This is a genomic window from Acinetobacter uliginosus (assembly GCF_044130295.1).
Lineage (GTDB): Bacteria > Pseudomonadota > Gammaproteobacteria > Pseudomonadales > Moraxellaceae > Acinetobacter.
This window is the reverse complement of record NZ_JBIQOC010000104.1, coordinates 1-12,318: the sequence shown is the minus strand read 5'-3', so window position 1 is coordinate 12,318 and position 12,318 is coordinate 1. Positions and strand designations below refer to the sequence as shown.

8 protein-coding genes and 2 pseudogenes are annotated in these 12,318 nt (G+C 38.7%); 2 read left to right on the top strand and 8 right to left on the bottom strand.

Annotated elements, in window-relative coordinates:
* Positions 1–139: 139 nt before the first annotated feature.
* Positions 140–574, bottom strand: a complete 435-nt coding sequence (arsC, locus tag ACE01T_RS15760; RefSeq protein ID WP_016165428.1) for an arsenate reductase (glutaredoxin) — start codon at positions 572–574, stop codon at positions 140–142.
* A gap of 80 nt (positions 575–654) precedes the next feature.
* The gene (locus tag ACE01T_RS15755) at positions 655–1,584 is read right to left on the bottom strand and encodes a cation diffusion facilitator family transporter (RefSeq protein ID WP_395519646.1); all 930 of its coding nucleotides are present in this window, start codon (positions 1,582–1,584) and stop codon (positions 655–657) included.
* 133 nt (positions 1,585–1,717) lie between these two features.
* Here ACE01T_RS15755 and ACE01T_RS15750 point away from each other — a divergent pair.
* Positions 1,718–2,023: pseudogene (locus ACE01T_RS15750) on the top strand (IS6 family transposase); the annotation flags it as partial.
* Between the two features lie 48 nt (positions 2,024–2,071).
* On the opposite strand, the pseudogene ACE01T_RS15745 reads toward ACE01T_RS15750, so the two are convergent.
* The 3 genes and pseudogenes from ACE01T_RS15745 to mtlD all read right to left on the bottom strand — a co-directional run bounded on the left by ACE01T_RS15745 (position 2,072) and on the right by mtlD (position 5,450).
* Positions 2,072–2,775 (bottom strand): annotated as a pseudogene (locus tag ACE01T_RS15745) (IS6 family transposase).
* A 90-nt stretch (positions 2,776–2,865) separates the two neighbouring features.
* Positions 2,866–3,024 (bottom strand): RcnB family protein, encoded by a 159-nt coding sequence (locus tag ACE01T_RS15740; RefSeq protein ID WP_251992263.1) that lies wholly within the window; start codon positions 3,022–3,024, stop codon positions 2,866–2,868.
* Positions 3,025–3,308: 284 nt separating this feature from the next.
* The gene (gene mtlD, locus ACE01T_RS15735; RefSeq protein ID WP_395519645.1) at positions 3,309–5,450 is read right to left on the bottom strand and encodes a bifunctional mannitol-1-phosphate dehydrogenase/phosphatase; all 2,142 of its coding nucleotides are present in this window, start codon (positions 5,448–5,450) and stop codon (positions 3,309–3,311) included.
* A gap of 258 nt (positions 5,451–5,708) precedes the next feature.
* On the opposite strand from mtlD, the gene ACE01T_RS15730 reads away from it, so the two are divergent.
* Positions 5,709–7,118: a TIGR00341 family protein gene (locus ACE01T_RS15730; RefSeq protein WP_280956553.1), complete on the top strand. Its 1,410-nt coding sequence runs from the start codon at positions 5,709–5,711 to the stop codon at positions 7,116–7,118.
* Between the two features lie 32 nt (positions 7,119–7,150).
* Here ACE01T_RS15730 and ACE01T_RS15725 read toward each other — a convergent pair whose 3' ends face one another.
* From ACE01T_RS15725 to ACE01T_RS15715, 3 genes are all read right to left on the bottom strand, one after another.
* A complete protein-coding gene (locus ACE01T_RS15725) occupies positions 7,151–9,118 on the bottom strand; it encodes a BCCT family transporter (RefSeq protein ID WP_395519644.1) in 1,968 nt (655 codons plus the stop codon).
* A 200-nt stretch (positions 9,119–9,318) separates the two neighbouring features.
* Positions 9,319–10,578 carry a mechanosensitive ion channel family protein gene (locus tag ACE01T_RS15720; protein ID WP_086197749.1) on the bottom strand — a complete coding sequence of 420 codons (1,260 nt, stop codon included), beginning with the start codon at positions 10,576–10,578 and terminating at the stop codon, positions 9,319–9,321.
* 378 nt (positions 10,579–10,956) lie between these two features.
* Positions 10,957–11,361, bottom strand: coding sequence for a hypothetical protein (locus tag ACE01T_RS15715; protein ID WP_395519643.1), 405 nt, complete (start codon positions 11,359–11,361; stop codon positions 10,957–10,959).
* Positions 11,362–12,318: the final 957 nt, after the last annotated feature.

Here is a 12,318-nt window from a genome sequence, read left to right as displayed (position 1 = left end):
CGAGAAGATCCTGCTGAAACACCATAAAAAATCCGATGCCAAACCTGACATCGGATTCTCTAATAAATTTCGCGAGGCTTCAAATGCTTAAGTGAACAGCATTGCAACAGAGTTGAGCTTTTCTTCAGTGAATAATGCTTTATTTTACGCGATTGCCCTGTTCATCAATGATGACTTCACCATCTTCTTTGGCAAAAGCTTTTAATTGTGGCAAAGGCAGGATGTCCAGCACTACTTCCGATGGACGGCATAAACGTGTTCCGAGATCCGTAACTACCAGTGGACGGTTAATCAGGATCGGATGTTCAAGCATGGCATCAATGAGTTTTTCATCGGTCCAACTTGCATCATCCAGATTCAACTCGGTATAAGGATCCACATTCTTACGTAACACTTCACGAACGCTTAAGCCAGAATCCTGAATCAGTTTGATCAACTGATCTTTTGAAGGGGGGGTGACCAGATATTCAATCACTTCAGGTTCAATGCCCGCATTACGAATTAAAGCCAGGGTATTACGTGAAGTGCCACAGGCAGGGTTATGATAAATTTGCACTTTCGGCATTTGATCCATGAGAGTTATCCTTAAAAGAATAGCTTGGTTATATATGAATATCCGAATATGCGCAATATGAAATATATGATTCTGAGACTTTATTTCAACAAGGATTGGCTAGAAGTATAATGCGGTTTAAGTTTCATTTCACAACCTTCAGCATAAGCGATCGATTCCAGCTGCACCGTCACATGTTTGAGATCAAAATGATGATGTAAAGCTTCGGTAATTTCTGCAAGTAAGGTATTCGCAGTTTGTAAGTTGTCATCATAAACCATATGCACCGTGAGTGCATTTTCCAGGGTACTCATACTCCAGATGTGTAAATCATGCAGATCCACAACGCTCGGAATATTGAGTAAGCAGTTCCTGACTTCTAAAAGGTTAATCTGATCGGGCACACCATCAAAGAGCAAGTGTAAGGATTGGCGGAACAAGGAAAATGTTCCCAAAATAATAATAATGGCGATAATCAAACCTACCACAGCGTCAATCCATAACCAGCCCTGCCATAAATATAAGGCCCCCGCGACCACTACGCCGACCGAAACAACGGCATCTGCCGCCATATGCAGAAAGGCACCTTTGATATTCAAATCATGCTGACTGTTTTTAAGAAACAAAAGGGCGGTGCTCAAATTCACTACCACACCGATTGCAGCGACGATCATAACGGTGACTGCCGCTACAGGGCTGGGAGACTGAATCCGTTGTATAGATTCCCAGCCTAGAGAAAACATCGCAAAGAGGATCAGCACGGCATTAGTAAAACTGGCCAGAATCGAGGCTTTTTGCCAACCATAAGTATGTCGACGATTGGAGTGAATACGCGCTACGCTATAGGCTGCCCATGCCAGAAGTAATCCACCGACATCGGTTAAGTTATGGCCCGCATCAGCCAGCAAGGCCATGGAGTCGGTTTGCCAGCCATAGAATGCTTCAATTAAAACAAAGCCCAAGTTCAATACAATACCGATAGCAAAGGCCGTACCGTAATGTGATGTCTCATGTGTGTGGGAATGAGCCATGGTCAATAAAAATCCAGATAAGGTCTGTTGTACTAATTAAAGCATTTCTAATGCTAAAGCAATTCCTTGCGGCACTGTTGCAAATAGGCTGACATGATAAGCTAAATATCTTATTTATTTCGAGATACAGCAGATGAATCCCTTCCACGGTCGGCACTTTCAAGGTGAAATCATTCTTTGGGCTGTTCGTTGGTATTGTAAATATGGCATCAGCTATCGTGAACTTCAAGAAATGCTCGCTGAACGAGGCATAAATGTGGATCACAGTACAATTTATCGTTGGGTTCAGCGTTATGCTCCAGAAATGGAAAAACGGTTACGCTGGTATTGGCGTAACCCTACAGATTTACATTCATGGCATATGGATGAGACTTATATCAAAGTGAAGGGGCGATGGACTTACCTGTATCGTGCAGTTGATCAACGGGGTCATACGATGGCACTGTTGCAAATAGGGAGCTAAGTCGGATATCCGATTCAAAAAAGCTTAGAGACCGAAAACCCTGTTGATTAAATGCACTTCACCCTGAGGCTGACCATAATAAAATGACGAAGCTTGTCCTTTACGCAGTGCACGCATGACTTCAATCCCTTTAATTGTGGCATAAGCTGTCTTCATGGATTTGAATCCTAACGTGGCCCTGATAATCCGCTTTATCTTGCCATGATCACATTCGATCACGTTATTTTTGTACTTAACCTGCCTGTGCTCAAGGTCTGGTGGACATTTTCTTTCCTGTTTTAACCATGATAAAGCACGTCCATATGTGGGTGCTTTATCCGTATTAATCACCCGTGGAATTTGCCATTTCTTTACATTATTTAAAATTTTCCAAGAAAACAATAGGCTGATTTGGTATTACGTCTAGAAGAAAGGTAAAAATCAATGGTATGGCCACGTTGATCGACTGCACGATACAGATAAGACCATTGTCCATTCACTTTTACATAAGTTTCATTAATATGCCATGAGCTCAGATCACTAAGATTACGCCAGTACCAGCGTAAGCGTCTTTCTATTTCAGGAGCATAGTGCTGAACCCAACGATAAATTGTACTGTGATCCACATTTATGCCTCGTTCAGCGAGCATTTCTTGAAGTTCACGATAGCTGATGCCATATTTACAATACCAGCGCACAGCCCAAAGGATGATTTCGCCCTGAAAATGCCGACCATGGAAGGGATTCATAGGTTAAACCTTTAGCTAAAAACGATTTAGCTTACCATCAGCAGCTATTTGCAACAGTGCCGCTCCCTTTTGATAATCAGATTACAAAGATCAACCAGGAACAACTCTTAAGATACGGTGGTTCACTGTATTAATTAGAATATAATCACCATTTACACGAATCCATCTTTGATTTTTCTCTGGTTTGGCAAGTTTCTTATTCTTCCGATAATCAAATCTATAACCCTGACCATAATAGTGAATAGCCACTAAAACTCTAGACACACATAACCATTTTATGAAACTCCATCTGCACAATTGATTCAAAATTTAAGTTGTCAGTTTAGTATTTGGTTAGCTGTCGTTGTGCCTTTCTCAATTGCGTGTGGAGTTTTAGCTTATATTTTTATCAGTCACTTCAAAACTTAAATATTTTAAAAAATGAAGTCGGCTTGTTAAATTTATCCTTGGGAAATTATTGTACACATGAGGTCAAGCATGCTTGACCTCATAAATATGAGTTTATTCTATTCTGGTTAAATCCTATGACACAATCAGGTCAGGCTATGATCCATTTTCTTTGCTAGGTCTACACAATGAGGATTGTGCGTCTTATGTTTAGCCGGGAGCAATTGAGCTAACTGTGTTTCAATATTTCGCTGTAGGGTTTGCTGATGTTGCTCGTTTAATCCAGATTGCCCTAACTGAATTTTAAGATGTTCAATTGCTTCACCATAGCTAATATCTTTTTGCTGAATAGAGTAGTAGTAACCATATAAGGCACCTTGACTTAAGTTCTGGTAAGGTAAGCCCTGCTGAATATTACAAGCAATTGATCCCAAGACGCGTTCTGAAGCGGCTAACTTTCGTAAAGGATCACGTGCTACACGTTCACACGGATCTTTGTAGGCATTGACACAAGAATTAATAAAGCTTTTTGCCAGATCATCAAGATCATTTTTGCGATGTGGTAGGGTAAGGGTAAGCCCAGCCTTCACTTCTTCAAGAAGCCCCTCCATAAACTCTCTCACTTTTGGGTCTGCCATAGCTAAACCAATCGTTTCGTAGCCGAGGCGTGTTGCGTACCAGGTAGTCATGGCATGAACACCATTCCATAACCTGTTTTTTATCAACTGAATTTCCTGAATATCATCCACCAACACCATCTGACGCATTTTGCCTAGCAAGGGACTGTTATTTTCTACGTAAATCGGCATGTCCACTTCTGCATGGAATAGAATCAAGTCCATGGTCTGCAAAATATGGCTGGGTTTAAAGTTACTGCACATCTCTTCGACATACATTGAAGCTAACCTTTCCTGTTCAGGATTCAAACGGGTAGCATCTTCAATATCAGCATGATCAAGGTCGTGATCGAGTTGGTATTGCTTAAAAATGTTGTACTTAATACGCAACTGACGGTAAAGGTTTTGGTCGGTCAATTTGGAAACCATTCGGTTAACGACCGTATCACAGAAATAATGCTGCTCTAAAATCTGCTCAGCAATGTCTGGAGCTGTAATTTCAACCAAAGCGCTATGCACATGTTCAAGCAATAAGTGTTTAGCACCGATTTTATTTAAGATAATGAGGACGGTTAAAGGATTCGTGAACTGTTCATTATTGGCAATATGACGGGCATATAAGCCTTGGGCAATTGTTCTGGCCTCAGTTGCAATCGCCTGTTCCGGCAAGCAAACAGCTATCATGCTTGAGGCAATATACATCTCCTGCATCTGTTCAATATTACCCGCATCAATGATATGCATATTTTCAATACGTTCATCATAGGAAAGCTGGCCATAACGAATACAGTAACTGCCAAAGGCATTCACTGCTGAACGATACAAGGAATTATGGGTTGAGGCATAGATTCGCTTTGGACGTGTATAGCCATCCCAGTGGGACAGGATCTGTGCCATGAAGCCACCGCCAATCGCACCAAATCCATGAATGCCAACGGTCAATTGATTCAGACTTTGTGGAAAAGACTCTTGAAGTGTTGGCATTTCCAAGTTTAGTGTATGTTGATCCAATTGATGCAGGCAGTCATACATACTTTCAAAAAAGTAATCTGTTTTGGCCAGCATGTTGGAATTAGGTTCCTTGATGTCTTGTAGCAAGATGGTAACCCCACCAGCATTATAGGCTGAAGTAATACCATTTTCCGAATCCTCGAACATTAAGCATTCTGATGTAGGTAAATTGAGTTTTTCAGCAGCGGAAAGAAAAATTTCCGGATGTGGTTTACCTTTCTGTACTTCATCACCACACACCAGTACATCAAAGAATTTATAAACGTTGGCATTGATCAGATATTCTTCAGCAATTAAGCGACGACTTGATGTCGCAACTGCCATGCGTAAACCAGATTTACGTAAACGTTCTAGTACCTGTACCAACCCTTTTTTAATGGGTACACCTAAACTTCTGACACTTTCGAGTTCAAGCTCATCAGCTCGTTGTCGGATCTCTGCATAAGGGATATCGTCCCCATACTGCTGTTTGGCTAGTTGATGTGCACTACTTGCACTGAGTCCCAGACAAGCCATTAAATAAGCATCACTAAATGAAACACCGATCAATTCCTGAGATGCTTGCTTCAAGGTTTGAAAACGTAAACGTTCAGTATCAAACATGGTTCCATCCATGTCGAAAATTGCCCCATGAATAATATCATTATTAAATTTAATCACTTATAATCCCTCTTACTGTAACACTACAATCTGACAAATCATAAGGAGAACTGATAACTTGATGAAACGATTATAAGAAATGAAACATTTATGTTTATTAATTAATCAATCGCAGGAGATATTAAGACTTTTTTGTAATTTTGAGTAAAGTTAGTTTTCTGGAATGTTTCATTTTCTCACTCTAAGGTAATCACGAGGACCAAAAATCGACTGAGATTAAAGGTCTTTCCACAGATGGATAAAAAGTAGGATGTTAAATTGACCAACACCTCTAATAAACACAACTCCTCCTTTAATTATACAAGTAGATTAAGACGTGCACGCCATCGCTTTAGTCTGCTGGCAGATAAGGCAGAAGATGATGAAATCGAGCGTCGTATTCGTGATGGGATTGAGCTATCAGGAGCCATTCCCTGGATTTTAATATTCGCTATTTTTATTGCATCAGTCGGATTAAATATCAATTCAACAGCCGTGGTTATTGGCGCAATGCTAATTTCTCCACTTATGGGACCGATCATGGGGGTGGGGCTGGGTGTAGCAGTTTATGACTTTAAACTGGTAAAACGGGCACTCTTCAACCTAGGCATTGCAACACTGATCAGCTTGGTCGTATCCACTCTATATTTCTCGATATCACCCCTCGATAATGCACAATCTGAACTTTTATCACGAACTAGCCCAACCGTTTGGGATGTGCTCATCGCATTATTTGGTGGATTGGCAGGAATCATTGGGATCACTCGAGAAGAAAAATCAAATGTTATTCCAGGGGTGGCGATTGCTACAGCATTGATGCCACCTGTCTGTACTGCTGGATTTGGTATTGCAACTGGACAGTGGAGCTTTGTTGGTGGTGCACTGTATTTATATACCATCAATTGTGTGTTCATCAGTTTGGCAACTATTATCGGTATCCGGATTTTAAGGTTAAAGCCACATAGTTTTGCTGACGAAAAAGTAGAAAGATGTGTAAAAATATCTTTGCTGATGATCGCAATGGTGACCGCAATTCCAAGTGCCTATCTGGCGACTAAATTAGTTAATGAAGAAGTTTTTAAATCAACTGCCAACAAATTCATTACACAAGAATTTACCTTTAAAGAAACACAAGTCGCCAGTTCAAAAATTGATAGCAAGACACGGACCATTGAGTTGGCTTTAGTCGGTTTGCCCTTAAGTCAGGCGACGTTGCAGAATATTGAAGGGAGACTTGCTGTTGCAAATCTCGAAGGAACTAAAATTATTGTGCATCAAACCAATGATGATAAGGTTGATGTGACTGCCTTAAAATCTGGGGTATTGAGTGATTTGTATCTGAATGGACAAGAAGCCCTGCGCCAAAAGGATGAACAGGTAAAACAATTACAGCAAGAATTAAGGGTGAAAAATGCTTTATTTGCCAATGCAAATGATGTTTTTGCAGAGCTACGTGCACAGCATCCCACTGTAAGCTCTATTTTTCTAGGACAAGGCATTGATTTACCGACTGATCCCAATCAAAAGCAAATACTGCAACTTAGTGTGAGAACATCTGAACCACTATCGAGTGAAGATCAAATTCGCATTGAAAATTGGTTCAAGGTTAGAATGAAGACGGATGCTGTACTATTAAATTTTTTGGTAAATCAAGATATTGTTAATCAAAAAGATAGCAGTTCAAACTAATACTTGTTAATTTGAACTGCTATGTAGATTGTTTAATTACGGACTACATTTAAAAAATACAAGTGGCGTTCGTATTGATCAATAATGTCCTGGAGTAAATCTTCTTGTGTCCATTCCATGACATTGTAGTTTTTCCCCCCTTCTTTTAGAAAAACTTCCGCTTTGTAATATTTCTGAGAGAGGCTACTTTCGTCATCGAGCATAAAACTCGGAGCTCGTGTTTCAGTAGCCACGACTTGATAGATGAAGTTGATTTCATTTTGATGATCTACTTTCAGTAATAGCCCCCCATCAACCTCACGGATTGAAACATCCAGATTCCGGCGCTGAAATTCATGTTTTATGTTCTGAAAAGCCTGATGAACATTCTGATGAATATAGGCCGTTACTTCGGCTTTAGAATGTGGGTAATGCATAATTAAACCTAGACGCTGTTGCCAGCTTCTTGGGTTTTGTATAGCTCGTGGTGTGATCCTAGCACTTTGTAGGGCCTGTACTTTTAAGACATCTAAACGTAGTGCCTTGATTAACCCCCAGCACAATAACAGCATAATGAAAGTAAAAGGCAAGGCACTCATGATCACTGCAGATTGCAAGGCACTTAAACCACCAACGATCAGCAAGATAATAGAAAGAACAGCAATCACAGCTGTCCAGAACAAACGTTGCCAAACAGGGGAGTGCTCCGTTTTAGCCGTAAGGTAATCTGTGATCAAGGCTCCTGAATCAGCCGAAGTAACAAAAAACAGGAAGATCAGGAGGGTAGCAACCAGACTGGATACACTAGAGAGAGGTAAAGTCTTTAAAAATTCGAATAAGGCAACAGAAGAATCTTTTTCTACAGCCAATACTAGACTGGAATGATTTTCAAACAGAATGCTAAATAATGCAGCGTTCCCCATAAAACCCATCCAAACCAATGTAAATCCAGTCGGAATCAATAACACGCCTACAATAAATTCACGGATTGAACGGCCACGAGATACGCGGGCAATAAACATACCGACAAAAGGTGACCAGGAAATCCACCAAGCCCAGTACATGATCGTCCAACCTCCAATCCAGCCAGTTGGCTGATAGGCGTAAAGATTGAAAGTCATCACAAATAAATTGGAAACATACTGTCCAATATTCTGGATCGTGGTCTGTAAAATATAAATGGTTGAACTGGCGAAGAAGACGAAGAGGAGTAATATCACTGCCAAAATGATATTGAGCTCCGATAACCGTTTAATTCCTTTATCCAGCCCTAAAAAAACTGAAAAGGATGCAAGGATACTGACCACAACAATCAAAAGAATTTGAGTCTGCAAACTGTTCTGCAAACCGAATAAGTAGTTCAAGCCCGAACTGATCTGGGTGACTCCAAATCCTAATGTCGTCGCAATACCAAAAATGGTACCAATCGTTGCAAAGGTATCAATCCCATCTCCAATCGGTCCATAAATACGTTTGCCAATGATCGGATATAGACCTGAGCGAACTTTTAAAGGTAAGTTATGTCTGAATGAGAAATATGCCAGACTTAAACCTACCAAGGCATAAATTGCCCAAGCATGTAAGCCCCAATGGAAAAACGTAATTCTCATCGCCTGTTGCGCTGATTGAATGGTTTCGGGCGTTCCGGTTGGTGGGCTGACATAGTGCATGACAGGCTCCGCAATCCCAAAAAACATTAGACCAATGCCCATCCCCGCAGTAAAAAGCATGGCAAACCAGGAGCTGTTTTTATATTCAGGTTCACTGTGATCGGGGCCAAGTTTGATTTGCCCTATTTTCGATAAGGCAATACACGCGAGTACGATCAAAAATATTGCGACAGACAACACATAGAACCAGCTAAATGAATGGGTAATCCATTGATTTAGCTGCTGTGTAATCAGATCAAATGCTGCAGGCGTAAAAATCACAAATGTCAAAAAAACAGAAATGAGTGCAACGGTACTCAAAAAAACATTTGGATTGACATTATCAAACCAGGATTCGTTTTTCGAAGGCATAATTCCCCCCATATTTTGTATTGGAACAAAGCTCCAAAAGAAGAAGAATTATTAGATGAGCTACTTATTTAAAAGAAAGCAGCTCTCATGTTTAACTATCTATTTGATGTAAAGAACTAAACGGATTAGGTGCTAGAACTTCATTTAGTACTTCAGAATTGTTAGAGGATGGAGATTGCTGAGCTTCACAATATAATGCCTTAGTTATATTCAAGCCTTTCTGAAGTCGTGATTGCCAATTGCCTGAAGTCTGTACCGGAAGGTGCTTGATACAGTTTTAAGCCAAACTCAGGAATAATCGCAATTAAATGATCAAAAATATCTGACTGGATATTTTCATACTCCTTCCAGAGCGCGGTTTGAGTGAAGGCATAAATTTCTAAAGGTAAACCTTCGCTAGTCGGTTGTAACTGGCGAATAATCAACGCTTCTGTATTGTTTATGCTTGGGTGTTGTTTCAAGTAAAACTCAATATAAGCACGGAAAGTACCCAGATTGGTTAAACGACGGTGGTTATATTGAGACTGATTGACTAACTGCTGATTGGACTGTTCAAGTTCCTCATTTTTACTATTGAGATAGTGATCTAGTAATAAGAAATTTTTCAGCTTGTCTTGTTCTTGAGACGTCATAAAATGCACGGAGCTTTGATCGATCAGCAATGAACGTTTAATCCGTCTTACCCCCGCATCCTGCATGCCTCGCCAGTTTTTAAAGGTATCAGTAATCAGTTTGTTGGTTGGAATCGTGGTGAGTGTTTTGTCCCAGTTTTGTACTGTGACCGTATGCAAGGAGATATCAATGACATCACCATCTGCATTTAGTGATGGCATTTCAATCCAATCACCAATACGCACCATGTCATACGAAGAAATTTGTACAGATGCGACTAAAGACAAGATGGTATTTTGAAACACCAGCATCAATACGGCTGCCATTGCTCCAAAACCTGCCAGTAAAGTAAACACATCTTTATCTAGGAACGTGCCAATAATCATCAGGACACAGACCACATAAATAATCAGTTTTACTAACTGCAGGTATCCTTTAATAGGTTTGTTTCTAGATTTAGGATTACGCTGATAAATCAGGTTAAAAATATTGAGAAATTCTGATATTGCCAGTGCAATAGTCAAGAATATAAAAGCCTGTGTGCCCATTTGCACAAAATTTTCAACTTTATCTGACAGGTGAGGAACTGTAGAAATCCCATTCATGATCACCAGTGCAGGTACAATATTCGCTATACGCTGTATTACACTATATTGGGTAACGATGTCGTTATTGCCAAAGCCTGTTTTCGAAATAAGCTTGCGTATGCCACGTACAATGACTTGTTTGGAAAAAAAATTAGCGAGGATTGCCAAAAAAATCACAATACTGAAGGAGGAAACCATCTCTAACCAGGGGTATTGATTAGACCATTCTTGAAGATTTTGAATAAAGTTAAATTGTTGCAAAAGATACTCTCTTTAAGGTTTTAAATATTTAATTTACTGAGTAAAGGACATATCGCTTGATCTGCGAATCCCTCACACTCGACCTGTAAAGATGATGTAGTGTATCTGGCAGTGTTCTATTTTTAATTTAAAGTAACGCTTCTTCTACATTCTAAAATTTTGTTACATATTCTGGTTTTTAACTTAATCTGCAAAATCAACAACTACTTGAACACCCATTCTTATTCTAGATGGATACCTTAGTAAATATCCTTGCAAACCAAAGTGTCGCTCAACTTTGCCATTATAGTCTCGTCTCAATAACAGTGGCGCTTGATTGGTTAGATTCAGGCATATAAACCTGTTTTGGAGGTATAAAGCTCTCTCAAAAACCTGTTTTTAGATGCCAATGAGTATATTTTTATTGGCAATAAAATTATTTGTTGAGTCAAAATTAGCCATCACAATTCCAATTCGTGCCAATTCATTCCAATCAATGGAAATTAGCATTTCTTTGATGCCAATGAGTATATTTTTATTGGCAATAAAATTATTTGTTGAGTCAAAATTAGCCATCACAATTCCAATTCGTGCCAATTCATTCCAATCAATGGAAATTAGCATTTCTTTGATGCCAATGAGTATATTTTTATTGGCAATAAAATTATTTGTTGAGTCAAAATTAGCCATCACAATTCCAATTCGTGCCAATTCATTCCAATCAATGGAAATTAGCATTTCTTTGATGCCAATGAGTATATTTTTATTGGCAATAAAATTATTTGTTGAGTCAAAATTAGCCATCACAATTCCAATTCGTGCCAATTCATTCCAATCAATGGAAATTAGTATTTCTTTGATGCCAATCAGTATATTTTTATTGACAATAGTGTGTTTTTTGATGCCAATAATATTTATTTTTTTTAGGGATGGTTATAAAGTATTATTAAAATAATTTGTTTCTATATGGGATTTTCTTTAATTTAATATTAAAAATATTTAATAGATTTTTATTTTTTATTGCAATAAATATTAATTTAAATAAAAATCAGAAAATAAATATTTGAATATATAGAATACATACTGAATTTATATAAATACTAGAGTTGTTTAATCATAAAATTTAGATTAATAAATGGGGGGTATTTGGGGTTTTGCCGTGTAACACTTAGCATTTCGCCGTGTAACGATTTGGATTTCGCCGTGTAACGATTTGGATTTCGCCGTGTAACACTTTGCGTTTTGCCGTGTAACGGTGGGGCTAAAACCCTTAAATGGGTCTGTATTGAAAATAATTTGGGTCTGTATTGAACGGACGAAAAATCAAAAATGGGTATGTATTGAAATTTTTTTCGCCGTGTAACGGTAGTAATGGATATTTTTTGATCTAATTTTTAGTTGGTTTTCTGTGTGCGGAGGTGGGTTGCTGTTTTTTGAAGTCAATCTATGATTGTTTTTAACCAAGATTTTTTGGAGTGTCGAAGAGGGCATAAGTATAATAATAAAAATATAATATTGATTAAATAATAGTATTATATTTTTTGTTTTTTATGTATAAATATTATTTTTTAAATTAAATGTTTAATAACCCAGATTTATCTATAAAATAATAAAGAGTAGTATGCATTTCTAAATAACGGTGTTATTAGTTTTGGGTGGCTTTGTTGCACAAAGCTATTCTTGAAGGCTTCTTCAGCAATATAATTTCCAGATGAAGAAGCCTACACCTAAAATCTATCGTACAACCAATTGGTCCTCGTA